General features: G+C 64.3%; 24 protein-coding genes, 1 other RNA gene and 2 pseudogenes. 4 read left to right on the top strand and 23 right to left on the bottom strand.

The window, feature by feature from the left end; all coding sequences use genetic code 11:
- Positions 1-48: 48 nt before the first annotated feature.
- The 10 genes and pseudogenes from GNX96_RS61500 to GNX96_RS27375 form a co-directional block, all read right to left on the bottom strand.
- Positions 49-147: a nitrile hydratase subunit alpha gene (locus tag GNX96_RS61500; RefSeq protein ID WP_313885797.1), complete on the bottom strand. Its 99-nt coding sequence runs from the start codon at positions 145-147 to the stop codon at positions 49-51.
- Positions 101-640, bottom strand: coding sequence for a nitrile hydratase subunit alpha (locus tag GNX96_RS27410; RefSeq protein WP_313885796.1), 540 nt, complete (start codon positions 638-640; stop codon positions 101-103). The genes GNX96_RS61500 and GNX96_RS27410 overlap by 47 nt, the downstream gene beginning before the upstream one ends.
- A complete protein-coding gene (locus tag GNX96_RS64965) occupies positions 637-912 on the bottom strand; it encodes an SH3-like domain-containing protein (protein WP_163570464.1) in 276 nt (91 codons plus the stop codon). The genes GNX96_RS27410 and GNX96_RS64965 overlap by 4 nt, the downstream gene beginning before the upstream one ends.
- Positions 905-1186 (bottom strand): SH3-like domain-containing protein, encoded by a 282-nt coding sequence (locus tag GNX96_RS64960; protein WP_163570462.1) that lies wholly within the window; start codon positions 1184-1186, stop codon positions 905-907. The genes GNX96_RS64965 and GNX96_RS64960 overlap by 8 nt, the downstream gene beginning before the upstream one ends.
- 9 nt (positions 1187-1195) lie before the next feature.
- Positions 1196-1387 (bottom strand): hypothetical protein, encoded by a 192-nt coding sequence (locus tag GNX96_RS55590; protein WP_279581623.1) that lies wholly within the window; start codon positions 1385-1387, stop codon positions 1196-1198.
- Positions 1366-2646, bottom strand: coding sequence for a sodium:solute symporter family protein (locus GNX96_RS27395; RefSeq protein WP_279581622.1), 1281 nt, complete (start codon positions 2644-2646; stop codon positions 1366-1368). The genes GNX96_RS55590 and GNX96_RS27395 overlap by 22 nt, the downstream gene beginning before the upstream one ends.
- Positions 2643-2840, bottom strand: coding sequence for a hypothetical protein (locus GNX96_RS27390; protein WP_163570460.1), 198 nt, complete (start codon positions 2838-2840; stop codon positions 2643-2645). The genes GNX96_RS27395 and GNX96_RS27390 overlap by 4 nt, the downstream gene beginning before the upstream one ends.
- Before the next feature lie 23 nt (positions 2841-2863).
- Positions 2864-4062: pseudogene (locus GNX96_RS27385) on the bottom strand (M20 metallopeptidase family protein).
- 120 nt (positions 4063-4182) lie between these two features.
- The gene (locus GNX96_RS27380; protein ID WP_163570459.1) at positions 4183-5832 is read right to left on the bottom strand and encodes an RICIN domain-containing protein; all 1650 of its coding nucleotides are present in this window, start codon (positions 5830-5832) and stop codon (positions 4183-4185) included.
- Complete coding sequence (locus GNX96_RS27375) at positions 5832-6188, bottom strand: glycoside hydrolase family protein (protein WP_163570457.1); 357 nt, start codon at positions 6186-6188, stop codon at positions 5832-5834. Before GNX96_RS27375 ends, GNX96_RS27380 begins: the two co-directional genes overlap by 1 nt.
- A 442-nt stretch (positions 6189-6630) precedes the next feature.
- Here GNX96_RS27375 and GNX96_RS27370 point away from each other — a divergent pair, with 442 nt between their 5' ends.
- The gene (locus tag GNX96_RS27370; protein WP_163570455.1) at positions 6631-6891 is read left to right on the top strand and encodes a hypothetical protein; all 261 of its coding nucleotides are present in this window, start codon (positions 6631-6633) and stop codon (positions 6889-6891) included.
- Between the two features lie 91 nt (positions 6892-6982).
- Positions 6983-8107: an AfsR/SARP family transcriptional regulator gene (locus tag GNX96_RS27365; protein WP_163570454.1), complete on the top strand. Its 1125-nt coding sequence runs from the start codon at positions 6983-6985 to the stop codon at positions 8105-8107.
- A gap of 654 nt (positions 8108-8761) precedes the next feature.
- Here GNX96_RS27365 and GNX96_RS27360 read toward each other — a convergent pair.
- From GNX96_RS27360 to GNX96_RS27350, 3 genes are read right to left on the bottom strand one after another with little or no spacing between them, the layout of a single operon-like run.
- Complete coding sequence (locus GNX96_RS27360) at positions 8762-9133, bottom strand: hypothetical protein (RefSeq protein ID WP_163570452.1); 372 nt, start codon at positions 9131-9133, stop codon at positions 8762-8764.
- Positions 9133-9663 (bottom strand): hypothetical protein, encoded by a 531-nt coding sequence (locus GNX96_RS27355; RefSeq protein ID WP_163570437.1) that lies wholly within the window; start codon positions 9661-9663, stop codon positions 9133-9135. The genes GNX96_RS27360 and GNX96_RS27355 overlap by 1 nt, the downstream gene beginning before the upstream one ends.
- A 34-nt stretch (positions 9664-9697) precedes the next feature.
- The gene (locus GNX96_RS27350) at positions 9698-10555 is read right to left on the bottom strand and encodes a hypothetical protein (RefSeq protein WP_163570435.1); all 858 of its coding nucleotides are present in this window, start codon (positions 10553-10555) and stop codon (positions 9698-9700) included.
- A 209-nt stretch (positions 10556-10764) separates the two neighbouring features.
- On the opposite strand from GNX96_RS27350, the gene GNX96_RS27345 reads away from it, so the two are divergent.
- On the top strand, positions 10765-11592 hold the full coding sequence (locus GNX96_RS27345; RefSeq protein WP_163570433.1) for a hypothetical protein: 828 nt from the start codon (positions 10765-10767) through the stop codon (positions 11590-11592).
- A gap of 127 nt (positions 11593-11719) precedes the next feature.
- The gene (locus tag GNX96_RS27340) at positions 11720-11869 is read left to right on the top strand and encodes a hypothetical protein (protein ID WP_163570431.1); all 150 of its coding nucleotides are present in this window, start codon (positions 11720-11722) and stop codon (positions 11867-11869) included.
- A gap of 103 nt (positions 11870-11972) precedes the next feature.
- Here the strand turns inward: GNX96_RS27340 and ssrA are convergent.
- The 10 genes and pseudogenes from ssrA to GNX96_RS55585 all read right to left on the bottom strand — a co-directional run bounded on the left by ssrA (position 11973) and on the right by GNX96_RS55585 (position 18526).
- Positions 11973-12348, bottom strand: a transfer-messenger RNA (tmRNA) gene (gene ssrA, locus GNX96_RS27335).
- Between the two features lie 53 nt (positions 12349-12401).
- Positions 12402-13294 (bottom strand): annotated as a pseudogene (locus GNX96_RS27330) (amidohydrolase family protein).
- Positions 13291-13767 carry an SsrA-binding protein SmpB gene (gene smpB / locus GNX96_RS27325; protein WP_163570429.1) on the bottom strand — a complete coding sequence of 159 codons (477 nt, stop codon included), beginning with the start codon at positions 13765-13767 and terminating at the stop codon, positions 13291-13293. Before smpB ends, GNX96_RS27330 begins: the two are co-directional and overlap by 4 nt.
- A gap of 133 nt (positions 13768-13900) precedes the next feature.
- Positions 13901-14296: a hypothetical protein gene (locus tag GNX96_RS27320; RefSeq protein WP_163570421.1), complete on the bottom strand. Its 396-nt coding sequence runs from the start codon at positions 14294-14296 to the stop codon at positions 13901-13903.
- A gap of 71 nt (positions 14297-14367) precedes the next feature.
- Positions 14368-14667, bottom strand: a complete 300-nt coding sequence (locus GNX96_RS27315) for a hypothetical protein (protein ID WP_163570419.1) — start codon at positions 14665-14667, stop codon at positions 14368-14370.
- Positions 14668-14675: 8 nt separating this feature from the next.
- Positions 14676-15035 (bottom strand): hypothetical protein, encoded by a 360-nt coding sequence (locus tag GNX96_RS27310; protein ID WP_163570418.1) that lies wholly within the window; start codon positions 15033-15035, stop codon positions 14676-14678.
- 613 nt (positions 15036-15648) lie between these two features.
- The gene (locus GNX96_RS27305) at positions 15649-16698 is read right to left on the bottom strand and encodes a M23 family metallopeptidase (RefSeq protein ID WP_163570416.1); all 1050 of its coding nucleotides are present in this window, start codon (positions 16696-16698) and stop codon (positions 15649-15651) included.
- Positions 16629-16904 carry a hypothetical protein gene (locus tag GNX96_RS27300; RefSeq protein ID WP_163570414.1) on the bottom strand — a complete coding sequence of 92 codons (276 nt, stop codon included), beginning with the start codon at positions 16902-16904 and terminating at the stop codon, positions 16629-16631. The genes GNX96_RS27305 and GNX96_RS27300 overlap by 70 nt, the downstream gene beginning before the upstream one ends.
- Before the next feature lie 739 nt (positions 16905-17643).
- Entirely contained in the window at positions 17644-18267 is a 624-nt protein-coding gene (locus GNX96_RS27295; RefSeq protein ID WP_279581621.1) for a permease-like cell division protein FtsX, read from the bottom strand.
- A complete protein-coding gene (locus GNX96_RS55585; RefSeq protein ID WP_279581620.1) occupies positions 18224-18526 on the bottom strand; it encodes a cell division protein FtsX in 303 nt (100 codons plus the stop codon). The genes GNX96_RS27295 and GNX96_RS55585 overlap by 44 nt, the downstream gene beginning before the upstream one ends.
- Between the last annotated feature and the right edge of the window lie 66 nt (positions 18527-18592).

Here is an 18592-nt window from a genome sequence, read left to right as displayed (position 1 = left end):
CCCGGCGTCCCGGTCCGGTTCGGTCCACCCCTACCCGCCTGATGTGACTCACACCGCAGCGGTGCCGATCAGACCGTTGCGGGTAACCAGGTCGACCAACTCATCCGCAGAAAGGCCGTCCGTGCCGGCCGGTCGCCGTGGCAGCACCAAATACCGCGTTTCCGCGCTGGAATCCCACACCGTGACGTTCGACACCCCCGTCCAAGGTCACGCCGAACTCGGCCAGCACTGCTCGCGGATCGCGCACCACTCGGGACCGGTACGCCTCGCTTTTGTACCAGCCCGGCGAAGGGCCGAGCAGCGAGATCGGATAGCAGGAGCAGAGCGTACACACCACGACGTTGTGGATTTCCGCGGTGTTCTCCACAACCCGCAGCCGTTGCTCCTGAATCCCGCCGCCCATGGAGAACCCGAGCTCTTCGATCGCCACGTTCGCATTTTCCAGCAGACGCTCACGAAATCCGTCGTCCAGCCACGCGTGCGCGACGATCCGCCGGCCGTTGGCCGGGGTGGCGCGGCGCAAGTACGCGTCGAGAGCCTCGTCGAGAGCATGGCCGCCCAGCACCCCGCGCTCCTCCAACAAAGTCTCCAAATCTCTGACCTGCCGGGAAATCAGCGCGTCGGAATGTTCGCCGCTCACCCGTCCACCTCCAGGTAGCTCTCCCACAAGTCGACCACGACCCAGTGATCGCCCGCCCCCCACAAATCACGGGCCGCGAAACGCACCGCGTAAACCGCCTCCACCGGCGGGTCCGGCAGGTTCTGCGAGCGTACGTCCGGAAGCGGGTGACGGCCCCCGCTCTCCACCACCACACCCGACTTTCCGCGCGCGTAGCGAGGAATCCGAGTGTGGTGCGCAGGATCGACGGCAATTGTCCTTACCCGTACGCCTGACCCGAACCGCTCAGCCATCGAGCTCACCCTCAGCCAGCACGCCCTTGCGTACCAACAAAGTGCGGATCGCGTAGAACCACCGCTCGTAGTACGAAGAACGCAGATAGAGCTCCGGCGGCATGCGCTCGATCGCGTCGCGGAACTCGTCCAGGTTGTAGACACCCTGCCGTACCAACGTGCTGTTCAGACCGAAAACCCGGGCCTCCCAGTCAGCATGGAACGGCTCGGCGTCATCGGTGGTGTCGATGGGACCGAATCCCTGCAGTCCCCCGACATCGTTGATCCTGGCCATGCCGGCAGCCTACTCCGGAACGGCGGTGGCGGCGGTCCGCTGCGCCAACGCGCGCTCGATCAGCCCGGCGCCCACGACAACGACAACATTCACCCCCAGACCCACCATGCCGACATTCCACGTCCCGAACAGGTGGATCTTGCCGAAGGTGAGCCAGATGACCACGACTTCGGCGACAATCAAGCCCGCCAGGATCGGCACCTTGCCGACCAGGCGTTTGCGCAGCATGCCCAGCAAGTTCGCGGGAGCGAGCTGCACTGTTCCGCTATATGTGAGAAGCAGCAGGTTGGCGAGTGCGTCCGGGCGTACGATCGCGCGACCAGCACCAGCGCCAACGCGCAAGCCACCACGACAGTGCCGTGATTCACCCAGAACTGGCCACGGTCGCTTCGCGTACGCACGATGTTTCGGGCCACCAGTGAGGAAATCCCGATCATGATGCCGGCCGCCGGCACCATCGCCGTCGCGATCGCGGCGACCACGATCAGACCAACCGCCCACGGCGGCAGCACCTGCTGAGTCAAGGTCAGCAGAACACCGTTTGCCGAAGTGTTCTTGGACAACACCAGGATCGCTGCGAAACCGACGATCATCGGAAACGCTATACACACCCCGTACAAGGGCATCCAGGTATAGTTTTTCCGCAACACCTGCGGATCGCGAGCGGACAGCAGCGGCGCCCACTGGTGCGGCAGCGTCATCAACGCTACCCCAATCGCGCTGACCACCATGCTGCTGAAGAACCAGACCTGGTCATTTGGCCCCGCATGCAGCGTCAACGCCGCTGGGTGCAGCTGCTGGATGCGCTGGAACATGGCCGGGATGCCGCCACTGAAATGCACCGGGATCGCGACAATCAGCACCACCAACACGACCAGCATGATCGCGTCCTTGAAATACGACGTGACCGCCACGCCACGCAGGCCCGCCCACAACACGAAAGCCACCACCAGCACGAATCCCACCACCATGCTGATCGTCGACGAGGCCGCGTTGCCAGTGACCAGTTTGACGATCAGCCCGAGACCGGTGATTTGCAGTTGCAAGTACGGCAAAACGAAAACCACGCCAAGCACGGCGGACAGCGTGCCGGACAGCGTGCCGAGCGTCCGACTGCCGAACCGGTCCTCCAGGTAGTCGCCTTGAGTCAGATAGCCACGCTCCCGACCAAGAGACCAGAGTCGCTTGGCGATAAAGAAAAGCACGGCGTAGGCGATCGGCACATACGGCAACGCATAGACCGCCGCCACCCCGCCGCTAAACGCAAGCCCAGCCATCCCAAGAAAAGTAAAAGTCGTGAAGATCTCGCCCGCCTGCAGGAACCACATGGTAACCGCACCGACCTGGCGGCCACCGACAGTCCATTCGGTCAGGTTGGCGGCCGGCCGGCGGCGACCGAGAAAGCCCAACACACCGATGAAAACGATCCCGACGAACGCAATGACCAGAACGGTACTCATTTTTCCGCCTCCGCACGGGACATCAGGCGCCCAGTGAGTAGCATCGCGGGAGTCAGCAAGGCAACCCAGACGGCTCCCCAGACCAAAAGCCGTGGCAGTCCCAGCCACAGACCGGTGGAATTCAGGAAAGGCAGCACAGGCATCAGGACCAGCGCCAACGCTGGTACGGCCGGGATCAGATAGTACGGACGCATGGCGCCTCCCGAAGGGAAAAGGACTACGGCGTCAGCCGCCGCAGCGCGAGCTCTGCCAGCAACGCGGCTCCATCGGACAGCACGCTGTCGTCGAAGGTCGCGAGCGGTGAGTGATTTCCGGGCGCGGTCTGGGGATCCGCCGACCGGGTCGCGCCCAGGAAGACGTACGCACCCGGAACCCGGTCCAGGACACGGGAAAAGTCCTCCGAGCCAGCGATCGGATCCGCCAACTGCTGGAAACGTTCCTCGCCGAAGACTTCTTTCGTGGTGGCCGCGACGAAATCGAACTCCTGCGCGTTGTTGACCGTCAGCGGATATTCCGGCTGGCAACGCGCCTGGACCTCGAGCCCGTACGCGGCGCCGATCCGCTCACACAACCGGACCGACTCGATCTGGATCTTTTCCCTTGCCTGCGGCGAGAACGAGAACGATCGCACGGTCGCCTCGAAAACGGCCTCGTCCGGGATAACGTTGCGCCGGGTGCCGGCGTGGAACATGCCCACCGTCACCACGACCGGGTCGAATATACTGAAGCCCCTGGTCACCATTGTCTGCAAGGCATTGACCATCTCGCAGGCCGCCGGGACCGGGTCGAGCGCGCGGTGCGGGCTGGAGCCATGCCCGCCGGCGCCGATTACCCGTACGAGCAGTCCGTCCGACGCGGCCATCAAGGTCCCAGGACGGGCGACAAAAAGCCCCCTTGGGTATTCCCCGGCCATCACGTGCAGCCCGTACGCTCGCTCCACTGGCCGACCGGCAGCCTCCAACACCCCTTCCTCGATCATGTGTCCAGCGCCGTCGTGGCCCTCTTCTCCGGGCTGGAACATGAAAACGACATCGCCAGCCAGTTCCTGCCGGTGGGGGCCGACAACAACCGCGCCGCGCCCACCAACCCGGCCGTGTGCAGATCGTGTCCACAGGCGTGCATGGAACCTTCGTGCCGAGAGGTGAAATCCACGCCAGACCGCTCGGTCACCGGCAGCGCGTCCATGTCGCCGCCGCGCAGCAACACCACCGGGCCGGGCGCGCCGCCGCGCAGCACCCCGACCACCGACGTCAGGCTCTTGCCGCTGGTCACCTCCATCGGCAACCCGTCCAGTGCGGCGAGGACTTTCTCCTGAGTACGCGGCAAGTGCAGCCCGATCTCCGGAATCTGGTGCAGCTCACGACGTAAAGCGATCAGCTCGTCACTCAACTCCGCGGCATCCGTACGAAGGCTCATCGACCCCACTCCTTCACCAGCGATGCTGCGTAGTGTCCGGCACGGCCACCGGCAGAAGCCCAGCGCGATGACCTTTAACGGACACGATGAAGCAGTCGATTCCGCCTGATGGTGGCTCGCTCAGACGATGGGCGACAGCGCGTCGTACCAAACGTCGCCCATCTTGAGATAGCCGGCATCGGTCGGATGGATCCCATCGGCGGAAATATCGTCGACGCTGATTCGGGCGTTCATGTCAACGAAACGTACGTCCTCGCCGGCCTGGTGTGCCGCCTGCACAACCCCAGGCACGGCCGCGTTGTACGCGTTGATGCGGGCATTCAGCGTCGCATCCCGCGACGGCACGATCGACGCCACCAGGATCGTCACGCCCGGATCACCGGTCGCGATCTGGTCAATCAGCGAGCGCAGTCGGCCCGGCGCGTTTACCACGTCGTAATTCTGGTTCATGTCATTCGTACCGATGTGCAGCAACACATAGCGCGGATGCACCGCGAGCCAATTGTACGTCCGCATGTCCGCCGAGATCTGGTCGATCCGATAGCCGGGATGGCCCTCATTGCTGGGATCGGGCACATTCCCCCACGTCACGGACCCGACGAAGTCCGGCCGAAAGCCAGGCTGGGCCATGAACCTGTTCCATAGCCCGGTGCGGTAGGACGTGCCGTCGTTCGCGTCGCCGTTGCCGTACGTGATCGAGTCACCCAGCGGCATCACCGGCGCCACCCGGTCCGGCCGCCACTGTTGATTAGCGCCGCCGTTGTTCGGCCAGACAATGACATTCGCCGCGTTGGTGGTCGACGCACCCGTGACGTCCAACAATTTCCCGGTCGCGACCGAGACTATCCGGAAAGCACCGGCGAAATCCTGGTCCAGAAACCACCGCTGGCTCGGCAACCCCTGATCCGCGGACTGGACGACCTGCGCACCGTCCTGTGTGGACGCTCCGGAGACGGTCAGGACCAAACCGCTGTGCAGAACGGTGATCGCGTACGAGCCATCTGCCTGCTGCGTGAGCCGCCATTCCTCGTTCGTCGTCCCATGATATGGCCATTGGATCGCGTTCGCGCCGTCCTGTGTGGACCCGTTGTAGACGTCCAGCGACTGCCCGCTGTGCTGCACGGTCAACACGTAGTTTCCGTTCGGCTGCGCCGAAACGCCCGCGGGTTTGGGCACCCCATGCGACCAGTCCAGCCGAGTCACGTACAGGCCACGACCACCGCTGGTGAGAGCGTGAAAGAACAGGTAGTCGCCGTCAGCGGCGGAAACCACGACCTGACCGCCCGGATTTCGCACCACCCCTGGCCAAGTCGCCGAGTCCAGCACTGTGCCCTGCTTTGTGTACATGCCGGTCAAAGTCGACGACACTGCGTATTTCACGTGGTACGTGGAATCCCACCCGTCCGCCGAATAGAACAGCACGTATTGCGTACCGTGCCGTATTATCGTCGGCGCGTCCAGCACGTTGTGCTCGTCGCCACCGGCATCGGCGGTCAGCAGCTGGAAACGGTTGCCGAGCCAGTTGATCCCGTTCGCCGCGACTTCATTGATCCACACCGAAGCCGGCTGCCCGGCACTGTTCGCGTTGTCCTTGTAAACCAGATAGCGGTGGCCGTCCAGCACCAGGCTGGACGGATCGATGTCGCCGTGGTCGGGCGCGTTGCACACCAGCGGATCGACGCCGACCGGAGTGAACGGGCCGGTCGGCGTACTCGCCGTCGCGGCCCCGATACATTGCAGGCCGCTGCTGTGATGGGCCGTGTAATACATCAGAAAAAAAAAACGCCGTCGTCACGACGCGAAACGTCCGGCGCCCAGACATCTCGGTTGCCACTGGCCGGATCATTGGTGACCCAGCCAGGCAACGTCGGCAACGCGTCGACACCATTGGCGGTCCAAGGCCCGGTCGGCGAAGTGGCGGTGGCAACCGGCACGTTCACTGTCTGGCCGGAATAGCTGCTGTTCGTCGAGTACGCGTAGAAGTTTCCGCCGTCGGCAAGCACACCCGGATCCGGGAAATCTCGGCTGATCACCGGCGCAGGAGCCGCCGCTTGAGCCGCCGCTGGTACCGCATCAACGAATCCCGCCGGCACTGTTGGCGCCAGCAGCGCGAAAATGACGGCCACTCTCCACGCTCGTAACATCGACTGCCCTTTCCGTCCTCCGGAAGAAAACTGCCGCGACCGTACGCCACCGGGCACCAACCTTCAAGAGCCTTTCCCGGTCGAGCCCCAGATGGCGCGGCCACTTCAGCCATCGCATCCGTGCCCTGACCCCTCGCCGCGAGCTCTCGTCACCCCCCTCAGACGCATCTGTAAGGGCCTCCAGACGATCAAGCCAGCTCTTGGTCGCTCCCCATACGCACATGAGAGTGATCGCGGCGTGAGCCGGGCCCACGTTGAGCGACCGCGAATAGTCCGCTTTCGGACCTACAGAGCGAATTTGACGGTACACTCAGTGCGCAGTCGACTCTCCTAAGCGACAGGCCGAGTTCAAGACACCCCGGAGGAAGGGGTCTTCATGACACTAGTTCGGGGCCCAGACGACCGCTCAGAAGGTTGGCAGAACATGCCCGACGGTCGCCACGGGTATTGGGATGGGCGGTCGTGGTGGACGGTGGAAACCATCCCGCAGTACATCGAAGGTCGATCCTCGATGGAGCCAGGCATGATCGCAGTGCATGTCGTACTCACGGTGCTGACCTTCTACCTGTGCGGCGGCTGGGGTTGGGTCTTCCTTTTCCATGCACTCACGGCACGAAGGCGCCCTGGCCACTGGCGACAAATCCCCACCGGCCGCCTAATCCCGTCACAAACTGACCAGGCATAGCAGCCACGGCGCGGACTAATGGGAAGAGTTCCCGCGCTCTTCAAAACCAAACAACCCCAGCGCGGCCGATTGTTGCGGTGAGCAGGCGAAAATGAACATCAAGAGAACAGACAATCCGGATACTTGTCTTGATCTGACAGGATCCGAGGCCATTGCTTTGGCACGGTTGCTCGCCGAGGTTGCAGACGGCTACGGGGCTGCAATAGATGTTCAGGAAGCCGCCAGGACCGGTTGGGAACTTCTCGTTCGCCGAGCAACGGCCAAGATGGGAGCCGGCGTAGATCGAACGAACTATGCCGACCTATTGGAACGACTGAGTTCACGGGCAACCGAGCGCACGGATGCAGAAGACGCTCTTGACAATCTCCAGGTGGATGCCGCGAAAAAATCTCCCGACAGCCCATACGTACCGAGCTTGCCACGGAAGAGCGAAGTCCAATCGATGAACATAGGCTACGGCGGACAGCTTGCTTGGAGTTTTGCGTTTGGTCGCCCCAGGATCGTTGTCGATGACACGTTGATCGTGAATCATATTCGGAAGAACACAAGGCGTCTCGTGCTCTGGCTCTCCATCCATCGCGACGGAGGCACAATGGATGATATTCGCGAAGACCTACTACCCCACCTACCCAAAGCGCAGGCCCTGGTACACATAAGATCTGCGATCGGGATGGGACGAGACCTCTTCAGGACGGCGACTGGACACAAGGATCGCAAATTCATCACTTTCACGAAAGCAACGTCAGACTATCGCCTCGACAGTGAAGACTTCAGTGTCGATCTATGGACATTTCAAGATTTCCTCATACGGGCGGAAAAAAGCGACGACATCAACAGACGGCGAGACTATCTCGAAGCTGCTGTAGGTCTATATCGCGGCGAGCTCGCGAGCGGCAATGATGCTGCATGGATTCTCCCCGCTCGGGAGTGGTGCCGTCGACAAACTAGAGATGCCTACACACAACTCGCGGATATCTGGGAGCCGTCTAACACCGCCTATGCAACCGAGAATCTCAAGCAGGCGCGTGACCTCGATCCAACCGACGAAGAGATCACCCGACGTCTCATGCGGCTTCATGCTCAAAGAGAGCGGCCAGATCTTGTCGGAGCAGCAATGACGAAGCTCAAGGAGAGCTTGGACGACCTCGAGGTCACGCCTTCATCCACAACCATCGAGGCCCACCGAATTGCACTAGGCGGAGGTAATAGCGACTGATCTCGGAGTACCACCACAACTCTTACCTAGCCCGAGTTTCCGGCCTTCGATGGTGACGAGCCTTGCAGTGCGCGTAGGGCTGCGGCGGGCTGCACGGCGGCTTGAGGGTTGGTACTGGTAGCCGTAGGTGGCGCGGATGGATCATCGGTAAGCGGTTGTCGCTGCTTCCAAGTGATAACAGCCCAAAGGTGATGACGGGCTTACTCGCACACGGACTCCCTCGTGGATGTGCGCAACGTAGAAACGACAGCCCGTTGCGCTCCGAACCTCCCGATGCTCGGCGACTTGACATTCATGATGTCTACCAGCACTGCCAAGCTCGTTGATGGCTTCGCTGCTGTCCGGGCGCAATATCCTGGAGAGCCTCCAGTGCTGACGGGTCGCGGCAGGCAATGGCTCGCAAACGCAGCCAGCGTACGGAACCAACCACGAGTTCTCACTGACCAGCTGGGAAATGTAAGGCGCTGACTGGGTCGACCTGTGCTACGAACACGTCGCCAAGGCACTCGGCAGCAGCTGGCCATCACCTGAAGGTGACCGACTTGTAGCCACTGTTGAAAACCCCGCGCGCCTGCCGGTGCGCCGATCCTGCATAGCGATCACTCGCTGTCCTTCCCATTGTTCCGGTGCAGGATCAGTCAAGGGTCGATGATACTAATTGGCGCCTTCGAGCGCTGCACGGGCCGCCTCCGCCACTGATTCGTCCTCGCTCTCAGCACCGATCACCTTGAGCAACTCCACACTGTCCGGATGGACGTTGGTAGCCAGCGCACGTACAAAATCGATCTGATTACTCGACGGAAATTGCATTAGGCCCTCGACGAGCCCGTTGTTTTCGTGCATCGCCATCAGATTCTCCCCGAGCGAGAGCGTCGTCTCCTGCTCGGTCGCGGCATTCGCGTCCAAGGCGTCGTGGTTTACGAGCCATTCAGTGGCGAGTGCTCCGACAATGCCGCCAGAAGTACGCAATCGGCGCACCTGTTCGACACCTGCCGGTCCGGTGTCGCTTAGACCGGCCAGCGCCATCAGACGGTCTCCGGGAGTCGTGGCGTCAGCGCAAAACTCGGCCAACTCGGCGGCCGCCTTCTCTGGCGTACGCGCGCTCCGAGCCAGGCGCCCAAAACCGCATCGCCGACTTCGAGACTCGGCCCGCTGTTCAGCACAGCAGAGAGTTCTTCCACCGATGCGCCAGCGAAATCCTCGGCAAGCGGCGCGTCAACTCCATCTTCCACCAGCAATTCTCGTACCCCCCCCCGACCTAGTGGAGTCAGTCGTACGAGGGTCAGCTCCGGGTCGGCTTTGCCCGACAGTTCAACGATTTTCTCGCGTTCCGCTGGATCGTCGGTCACCGTGAGGTCGAGCGCGCCAAGGACCTGCAGAGCTGCGAGTACGCGATCCAGATCTCGCTCCCACGTCGAACCGGAGAGGCTGGCCGCTACGAAACCCGCGAAGGGATTCGCGTCAGCGACGATATCTCGTACCAGATCAACCAGCAGCACCGCAGGCAACGGCGTGTCCCCGGCGCTGTAGAGAGCCAGCCAAAGAGCCTGCGTCACATCCGTGAGCTTTAACCCGACGAGCGGCGGCTCGTCAGAGTTGACTCACCGGCGGGCAAACAGCCGCTCCCAACTCACCAAAGGCGTGGAAGGCCCGCCGCCATAACTCCAGGGGCCGATCAGGCAGGCCCGCCGCGCTCTTCACCGGTACGAGCCGGCCCTTGAGCACTCGAACCACCCGGATCGCGACAGCCCACGCGACCACCAACGAAACCTCTGGCAGGTCCGCGCTGCTGAGCGCCTGCTCGACGTACGGCTGATCGACTGCCAACAGCTCGGCCAGTTCGCGCGCGTCCTCGATTCGCAGCTTCTTGGCCTGCGTCAACGTACGACCCAGGCCTACCCAGGTCACCAGGACTCGCAGCCGAGAGACCACCATCGACTGCTGAGCAAGCGCCGCGAGCTCAGCATCTGACGGCAAAACCACCGGAGGAAGCCGTGGCGTCTCTTGCTCAGCACCGAAATCGCCGAACGGGCCGTCAAGCCCGTCGAAGCGCATGATCAGGTCCAATGTTTCCTGGTCGTATTCGATCTCACCGGCATTGACTGCGGTCATGAACGCCTCGACCTGCTCGCCGTCTTCGGGATCGACACCAGCTTCGAGCATCCGAGCGGTCCAGAACTTGTCCAACCCGTAGTTGCGTTCGTCGGACATCCGGGCGTGGAACTCGTCGGTGGCCCGATCGATCTCGGCGTGCAGCGCGGCCGCGTCACCCGGCCGATGGGATCGGAGATCGACAAGGAAGTCAACCCAGCGGTGCAAGGTCAAAAGCACTGCCGGCCACTCGGGCTCAGGGATGGTGATGTTCCGCGGGAACCAGTCGAGCAACAGCTCTCGAACATCCTGCGTAGTCCACTCGTCGAGAGATTGCCTGCCGCGTCCGTACGCCACTCCAACGCCACCTCGACGACGAAACTACCCATCTCTACCTGAGATTTACCTGCCCACGCTTCGAAATCGTCCAGCAACTCATCGGATCGACTAGGCAGGTCTCGGGAGTCAGTCGCCACCCACGCATTGTTCCGCACACTGAACTCGTCATCCAACGGGTGTACGTGCCGCCGCCGCCCGGGCGGATCGGGAAAGGAGAATGTCGAGCTATGTGGCCACCCGACGAGGAGGAACCGAACGTCGCCGACGTGCCCGATGCGCAAAGCCTATGGCGGCTGCTGGTGATCGTCACCACCCTGCGTGAGTTGGCGCCGTCCGTCGCGATTGACACCTTCCGCCGCCTACATGGCGCCGGACAGCCGGGACCCGTCGACTCGGCGCTGTTGCTGTGTACGGATTGGCGCTGGCGGCGCACCAGCTCCCGGGTACTGGCCGGCATTTTGGCGACAGAAATCCTCAACGACGAACAGCAAGACCAGCTGGCCGAAGAACTGCTGTGGCCGGAAAAGGCGACGTACGAGTATCCGCTCGGCTGGCTCGGCAGCACCTTCATCGAGATCGATCTCTCCCCGACCGCCCGTGCGCCGAAGCAACGGACCGTGCATGAGGATCCGACGACGCCAATGACCGCCGAACGGCGGGTGTGGCCGCCGTTACGGGCTTGGGCCGCGGAACGGGTCGTCTCCCGAAGCCTGGCCACCCCCTGCCGACGTATTGGCCCGTACCCAAGGACTACCGGCCCGAGATGCCACGGCCGCGATAGCCGGCGCGGTACGCGTCGTGGACGAACTGGATTCGGACCAGGCACGCATGGTGGTCGACGCCGCATTGCGGTGCGGCCACAGGGCGCCACGCAAAGCAGCGCTGGAACAGCTGACCAAGTGGGGCGAGCACGATCGCGCGCAAACCTTGGCTGCCAACGATGCCGACGCCACTATCCGAGCTTGGGGCCGGAAAGCCCATGCCACCCAGGAAAGCTTGTTCGACTGACCGGTTCGTTGTCAGCGCCTGCGAACCTGGACAGTCCGTACGGGTGAGAAAGCAGCGGCCCCCGACAAGGGCTCAGCTGCCGGTGTTTGATGGTGTGGACGTAAGGGACTCCCATCCCGGCCATGGCACAGGTGATGACCGCTTCCAGCTCCTCGCGGGTGCGCCGTCGAGGGCTTGTACGGAGAGAACCTGCTAGTAGCGGGCGACCGCGTTAACCTCGGTCGCCTCGGCGCGTTCCAGGAGATCGCGGACATGATCGCGATGGACGCCGAACCGGAGGACATGGACGCCAACCCCGCGCGGCGTTCTCGGCGCGGAAACTGACCTCGACTCAGGTCACGGCTCGGCAGACCCGATCGAAAAAACCGCTCCCGTTCCCCATAAGGCGTTCTATGGGAACGGGAGCGGTATCTTTGCAGGTCATACGTTGTGGAGGTGCCGGGAATCGAACCCGGGTCCTCCGGCGGCTTGCGAGGGCTTCTACGTGCGTAGTTCGCGTCGTCCCTACTTGGCCTCACCAGTCATGCGAACAAGCTGGTGCGACAGGCCCAGCCACTGTTTGATGTCCCAGCCGATCCCGTGGCCGGACCGGCTGGTGATTCTCCTAGTCGATGCCAGGGTCCGGGTCGGAGACATCCCCGGTCTGACACAGACGCTCTAGCTGCTTAGGCAGCGAGAGCGAACTGGCGCTGACTAGAGTCGGCGCTTATTGGTTTCCGACATTATTCGTTAACGAGATGATCGTCGGCTTCCTCGGCACGCTTCCCCTGGCTCGACGTCCGGAGTCGAGACCGTTCACCCCCTGGTAGTGGATCATTAACACAACTCACAGAGCTTAACGCGCCAGGCAACCGGATTACTCCACCGGGAGCCCGAACAGCCGCGCCGCGTTGTCGTGGAGAACCGCCCGCATCCAGTCATCGCCCAGGTCAAGCCCGTGTACGGCGGAGATCTGGTGCGCGTACGAGTGTGGGATGGACGGGAAGTCGGAGCCGAAGAGGATCTTGTCCCCGATGTCTGCATAGCGGGCGGCCACGTCCGAGGGCAGCGGCATCAGTGCGTTGGTGAAGTCGGTGGCGACCATCGTCGTGTCGAGGTAGACGCGCTCGTACGCCATAGCCAACGTCAGGAAAGCGGCGTATTCCGGCATCCCCCGTGTGGCGATGATCGCCGTAAGCGACGGATGGGCGGCTAGCACGTCCCCGAAAGGCCCAGGCCCGGTGTGCGCCCCCCAGCCAACGGGCCGGAGCCGCAGTGCACGACAACCGGCACGCCGGACGACGCCAGCAGCCCCCACACCGGCATCAGCAGCTCGTCCCGCGGGTCGAAGGCGCCCACCTGTACGTGCACCTTGAAGATACGTACGCCGTCATCCAGCGCCGCGGTCACGTACGACAGCGCCGAAGGCTCGGGGTAGAAGGTCGCGGACTTCAGCACCGACGGCACTCGATCGGCGAAAGTGGCCGCCTCGGCGTTCAGCCACCCGGCCATGCCCGGTTTGTGCGGATACGGCAGCGACGGAAACGCGAGAACTCCAAACGACTCCAATAACGAGACACGCGCGGATTCAGGCAACCGATAGACCACAGGCCAGTCAGTCCCGTAGTTCGCGGACCCGTGGTCGAAGTAGTCCCACACCTTCTCCTGCATCCGTACGGGCAGGAAGTGGACGTGCGTGTCGATCAGGCCAGGCAGGCCGAGCCCGCGCCAGTACGCCGGGATGTCGGCGTCTGACGCGGGCGGCGTCACTCCATGCCCTTCGTCCGCCGCCCGAGAGCCCTTAGGACCTCGCGGTCCGCGTCGCGGCGAGCGAGGTCCTGACGCTTGTCGTACTCCCGCTTGCCGCGGGCCAGCGCCAGCTCGACCTTGACCTTGCCGTCGGAGAAGTACATCTGCAGCGGCACCATCGTGAGGCCGCCCTCGTGCGTCTTGCCGATGAGCTTCTCGATCTCGGACTTATGGAGCAGCAGCTTGCGTTTGCGTCGCGGGGCGTGGTTGGTCCAGGTGCCCTGCATGTATTCCGGGATGTGCACCCCGTGCAGCCAGATCTCGCCGCCCTCGACCAGCGCGAACCCGTCCACCAGCGACGCGCGGCCCAGCCGCAGCGACTTGACCTCGGTGCCGGTCAGCATGACGCCGGCTTCCCAGGTGTCCAGAATCGTGTAGTCGTGCCGCGCCTTGCGGTTGGACGCGATCGCCTTGCGCCCAGTCTCGCGGGACACAACACACCTCCATGATCAGAATCAGCAATATTACCGCGGCTCCACGATGGCCGTTCCGCTCGCCAGGAGCAACTCGTTTCCGCCTTTTGGTGCAGGACACAGCAGATTCATCGAGGCAGGCTTGAGCGATCGCTCAAGTCGGAGGATTTCGATGATCAGCCTGAAAGTCATCACCGCCACCACACTGCCGGCGACACCAGGTGATGTGTGGCCACTGCTGGTGGATTCGCGGATGGACCGGCGGCCGCGATCGCCGGTCTTCTATCTCGGCGTGCCACGGCCAGTGGAGTGCGCGCTGCCCTCCGGGGTGGGCGGCGTTGGCGCTGCGCGGGAGTGCCGGGCGGCCGAGGGTGTGATCCGGCAACGCATCACCCGGTGGCAGCCGGCGAGCGTGCTGGAGTTTCGCATGCAGGAGACGGATCTGCCGTTCCGCGTTCCGCCGCTTCGTGGCCGGGATCGCCGAGCGGTTCGAGCTGATGGAACTGGCGTACGGTCGTACGGCCCGGACGCGTACCACAACGGTCACCATAAGCGGCCCATTTCCTGCCTTGAAGGCCATCGCTCTCGGCGTAGGACTGAAGTCCGTACACCGGTTTGTCTTCAGCTGCTGGCGACGGCAGAGCGGGCGGCAACCAGCCAGTTGCTGAATTCGACGGCGACGTGCCGCTGGTGGATGGCGATGAAGTCGTCCGGTGCGGCGGCCGGGAAATAGCAGGCGAGTTTGGCGCGGCAGCCGGTGGGTACGTCCCGGAACTGGTGCAGCACCGCGCCGGCCGGCTGGGCGCTGCCCTGCACCCGACCGGCGGCGATCACCCGCTGGGGATAGTCGGGATCCAGCTCACCGGGCGCCTGGTCGTCGGGAAGCGGCTCCATGACCAGGTGTACGGGATACCAGCCCATCGTCTCGATCAGATCGCTGTCGCCGAAAAAAAAAATGCTCGATGGGCGGCCAGCATCGCTGCGCCGCCGGTGTTTGCCTGAAACCAGGCCGCGAATCGCGCGGCCGACAGCCCGTCAATCTCGATATCGACGGCGAACGACCGCAGCTGGCCATTCGACGCGGCGATCCACTCGTCGAACAGCTTCTTCGAACGGGCCATAAGTGGCGCGAGCAGGGCCTTCATTTCCTGCTCCGTGATCAGTTCCTTGAGCAGGGCCAGCGCGCGGCGAGCGAACTGCAGCTCCCACTGGGCGAGTGTCACGTCGTCGATCGGCTCGCCGCCGGCCCAGACATGCAGCCCCGCGACGCCTCTGGTTTCCAGGTCCATAATGCCAATCTCGCCGACAGCGGCCGCACCGGCAGCTAGCTGTGGCTATCTCTGCCCGATCGCTCGGCGACGGAGGTCGTCCGTACGCCCACATCGTGCCCCGAACGACCCGCCCGCAACGAAAAATTTCTCGCGCGCGTCCTCAAACCCACCCCCCACCCCGATCACTGGGGTGGGGGCAAGAAAACAGCACCGGTACGACAATTTCACGCCGTAGCAGATACTTCGCCGCACGCATGCCCATCCCAACCACCCCGAACCCAGCCCCGCCCACGCGGCGACCGAAGGCCGCCCAGGTTCGTGGCGGTGGGGTGCCCGGTTTTTGGGCGCCCCGGCGACGCGAACCGGACGCGCCGCCGCAGGCACTGCGGCCAGAGGCACTGCGGTGGGGTGCCCGCCCTTTGGGCACCCCAGCGACACGAACCGGACGCGCCGCCGCAGGCACTGCGGCCACAAACCCAGCCACACCTATCCCGGCCACCCCCGCGCGGCGGCCGGAGGCCGCCCAGGTTCGTGGCGGTGGGGTGCCCGCTCTTTGGGCGCCCCGGCGACGCGAACCGGACGCGCCGCCGCAGGCACTGCGGCCAACAACCCAGCACTGCGGCCAACAAACTCAAACGTTGAGATAGCGCAGCGGATTCACTGGGTCGCCGTCCAGGCGTACCTCGAAATGCAGGTGGTTGCCGGTCGACGCGCCAGTGGTGCCGACGCGGCCGATCAGCTGGCCACGCTGCACGTACTGCCCGTCGCTCACCAGGATCGCGGACTGGTGCCCGTAGCAGGTGGACACGCCCCGCCCGTCGCGCAGTTTCCCGTGGTAGATGCACGTGTAGTTGCCATAGCCGCCGTTCCAGCCGGCGCGTACGACCGTGCCAGCGGCGGCGGCATAGATCGGGGTGCCGTGCGGGGCCGCGAGGTCCGTGCCGGCGTGCAGCTGCCAGACGTGGTAGTACGGGTCGTAGCGGTAGCCGAAGTCGCTGGATTTCCACCCGTCGACCGGTTTGAGCAGGTAGCCGGGCGACAGCAGCGACCCGTTGGCCGGGCCGCCGCGCGGTGAGGAGGCGACACCGCGCAGCTGGGCGGCGATCCGGTTCGACTCGTCCTGCAGCTTGCCGACCTGCGCCACCACGCCGCTGCGCTGGGCGTTGACAGCGTTCACCGCGCTCGTCTGCTGGGTGACCAGCCCCTGTACCTGGGCCTGCGCCGCGGTGGCCGCTGCGGCGGCTTTCTGCGCGCCCACGAGGGCGGTGCTGGCCTGGCTGGCGGCTGCCTCGGCGGCCTGCTTCTTCAGCACGTACGCGTTGCGTTGCTCGGTCGCCGCCTGCCGGGCCGCGGTCGCCGCGTTCAGCGCCTGCCGCTGCTTGCCGGAGGCGAGGTTCAGATACGCCATGTTGGTGGCCAGCTGCGAAGGTGATTCGGCATTGAGGACGGCACCGAGGTTGACCATGCCAATGCCTTTGTACGCGTCAGCCGCGAAGGAACCGACCGTGTCGCGAGCGTGCTTCACGACAGTGTCCGCGGCGCTCACTTGCTGCGCCGCCGTCGCCAGCTCGGTCCGCGCCTGAGTCGCCGCCCGCTGTGCGCTGGCCGACACTACCTGCGCGGCCGCGACCTGGCCCTGCGTACGCGCCACGGTCTCCCGCGCGCCCGGCAGCAGCAGCATTTCGTCCTGGCCAGGGCAGTGGCGGCCTGTTGCGCCTTGGCGTTGACGCCCTCCAGAATGGCCTCGGCCTGGGCGAGCTGCTTGTCGACCGACTGCTGGTTGCTGGAGCCGCCGGGCTTGTCGTCGCCGAGCGCCGGCTGGGTCCCCACCACCGCCACGACGGCCAGCAACGCCGCCGCCACCGTCACCTGAACGCGCCGCCGCATGGTCACCCCTCGACAGTCCCGGCACCACCGGACCGGCAGGCCTAGATCTCAAGTCGAGGGTGAGGCTACGGGTGAAATGCCCGAATCACAAATGTCACTGCCGTATCAGCGTGTCACATTTACCCCGCCAGAAAAGACATTTCGCCCATAGTGGACCAAAATTTTCACGCGCGCGCGTCCTCAAACCCACCCCCCCCCCCCGATCACTGGGTGGGGGCAAGAAAACAGCACCGGTACGGCAATTTCACGCCGTAGCAGATACTTTGACACCTGTCCCAGCCACAGCTATCCCAACCACACCTATCCCACCCCGCCCGCGCGGCGGCCGGAGGCCGCCCCAGGTTCGTGGCGGTGGGGTGCCCGCTCTTTGGGCGCCCCGGCGACGCGGACCGGATGCGCCGCCGCAGGCACTGCGGCCAGAGGCACTGCGGTGGGGTGCCCGCTCTTTGGGCGCCCCAGCGACGCGAACCGGACGCGCCGCCGCAGGCACTGCGGCCAGAGGCACTGCGGCGGGGCGCCCGCCCTTTGGGCGCCCCAGCGACACAAACCGGACGCGCCGCCGCAAGAACTGCGGCCACAAACCCAACCACACCTATCCCAGCCCCGCCCGCGCGCGCGGCGGCGAAGGCCGCCCAGGTTCGTGGCGGTGGGGTGCCCGCCCTTTGGGCACCCCAGCGACGCGAACCGGATGCGCCGCCGCAGGAACTGCGGCCAACAACCCAGCACTGCGGCCAACAACTCAGTACTTGATCTGGAACCTCAGGGTGAACCAGCCGGCGACGGCGGCCAGGAGGACGCCGACCAGGATCATGATGCCCAGCACGTTGACCATCGACAGAATGTCCCAGGTCGGGATCACGCCGACGAAGGTTCCGGAGTCCAGCAGCCTGTCGACCAGCAGGAACTTCGCACCCAGCAGCGTCAGCCAGCCGATCACCGCGCCGGCCAGACCTGCCAGCGCGGCTTCCAACACGAACGGCAGCTGGATATACCAGTTGGACGCGCCGACCAACCGCATGACGGACACCTCGCGCCGACGGGAGTACGCGGCGACCTGGATCGTGTTGCCGATCAGTAACAGCGCCGCGATGCCCTGCACGAACGCGACCAGCAGTGCCGCGTTTCTGAACGTGTCCAGCACGTCGAACAGCTTCTGCACCAGCTTTCTCTGGTCGACGACCTGGTCGACGCCGACGAACTTGACGTATTTGGCGGCCGCGGCCTGGTATTGGGTCGGGTCCTTGAGCTTGACCCGGTACGACTCGGGCAGCGTGTCCGGCCCCACGTTCGCGACCAGTTCCGGGGAGTCCTTGAACTGTTCACGGAAACGGGCGTACGCGTCCGCCTTCGTCTCGTGCGTCACCCGTGCTGACCAGCGGGTCGCCGCGCAGCGCGGAGTCCAGCGCCGAGCGCTGGTCGGCGGTGATGCTGTCCTTGACGAAGATCGACACTTCCAGCTTGGTGTAGAAGTAGTCCTGCATCTCGCCGACCTGCGCGTAGATGAGACCACCGGCGCCGAGCAGGGCAAGCGAAATAGCTGTGGTGAGGACCATCGCGATGGTCATGGTGACGTTCCGGAACAAGCCGACGCCGACCTCGGACAGTACGAATTTCGCGCGCATTTCTTCCTCGGGATGTGGGCCGCCGCACGGCGCTGGGCAACGGGATAGGAGATGAGACCCGTACTT

Origin of the sequence: Fodinicola feengrottensis, from assembly GCF_010993775.1 — a bacterium.
Lineage (GTDB): Bacteria > Actinomycetota > Actinomycetes > Mycobacteriales > HKI-0501 > Fodinicola > Fodinicola feengrottensis.
The sequence above is the reverse complement of the archived record's forward strand: the minus strand, read 5'-3'. Positions and strand labels throughout refer to the sequence as shown.

Bases quoted from the DNA above. Each gene is read 5' to 3' on its own strand.
- GNX96_RS27360 (WP_163570452.1), bottom strand. From the start codon at position 9,133: ATGGCGCTGGCCGGTCTAAGCGACACCGGACCGGCAGGTGTCGAACAG.
- GNX96_RS27305 (WP_163570416.1), bottom strand. From the start codon at position 16,698: ATGCTGCTGCTGCCGGGCGCGCGGGAGACCGTGGCGCGTACGCAGGGC.
- GNX96_RS55585 (WP_279581620.1), bottom strand. From the start codon at position 18,526: ATGCGCGCGAAATTCGTACTGTCCGAGGTCGGCGTCGGCTTGTTCCGG.
- GNX96_RS64960 (WP_163570462.1), bottom strand. From the start codon at position 1,186: ATGGCCAGGATCAACGATGTCGGGGGACTGCAGGGATTCGGTCCCATC.
- GNX96_RS27395 (WP_279581622.1), bottom strand. From the start codon at position 2,646: ATGAGTACCGTTCTGGTCATTGCGTTCGTCGGGATCGTTTTCATCGGT.
- GNX96_RS27390 (WP_163570460.1), bottom strand. From the start codon at position 2,840: ATGCGTCCGTACTATCTGATCCCGGCCGTACCAGCGTTGGCGCTGGTC.
- GNX96_RS27345 (WP_163570433.1), top strand. From the start codon at position 10,765: ATGTGGCCACCCGACGAGGAGGAACCGAACGTCGCCGACGTGCCCGAT.
- GNX96_RS27310 (WP_163570418.1), bottom strand. From the start codon at position 15,035: ATGGACCTGGAAACCAGAGGCGTCGCGGGGCTGCATGTCTGGGCCGGC.
- GNX96_RS27380 (WP_163570459.1), bottom strand. From the start codon at position 5,832: ATGTATTACACGGCCCATCACAGCAGCGGCCTGCAATGTATCGGGGCC.
- GNX96_RS27315 (WP_163570419.1), bottom strand. From the start codon at position 14,667: ATGGGCTGGTATCCCGTACACCTGGTCATGGAGCCGCTTCCCGACGAC.
- GNX96_RS27365 (WP_163570454.1), top strand. From the start codon at position 6,983: ATGAACATCAAGAGAACAGACAATCCGGATACTTGTCTTGATCTGACA.
- GNX96_RS27320 (WP_163570421.1), bottom strand. From the start codon at position 14,296: ATGGTGACCGTTGTGGTACGCGTCCGGGCCGTACGACCGTACGCCAGT.
- GNX96_RS27300 (WP_163570414.1), bottom strand. From the start codon at position 16,904: ATGCGGCGGCGCGTTCAGGTGACGGTGGCGGCGGCGTTGCTGGCCGTC.
- GNX96_RS64965 (WP_163570464.1), bottom strand. From the start codon at position 912: ATGGCTGAGCGGTTCGGGTCAGGCGTACGGGTAAGGACAATTGCCGTC.
- GNX96_RS27370 (WP_163570455.1), top strand. From the start codon at position 6,631: ATGCCCGACGGTCGCCACGGGTATTGGGATGGGCGGTCGTGGTGGACG.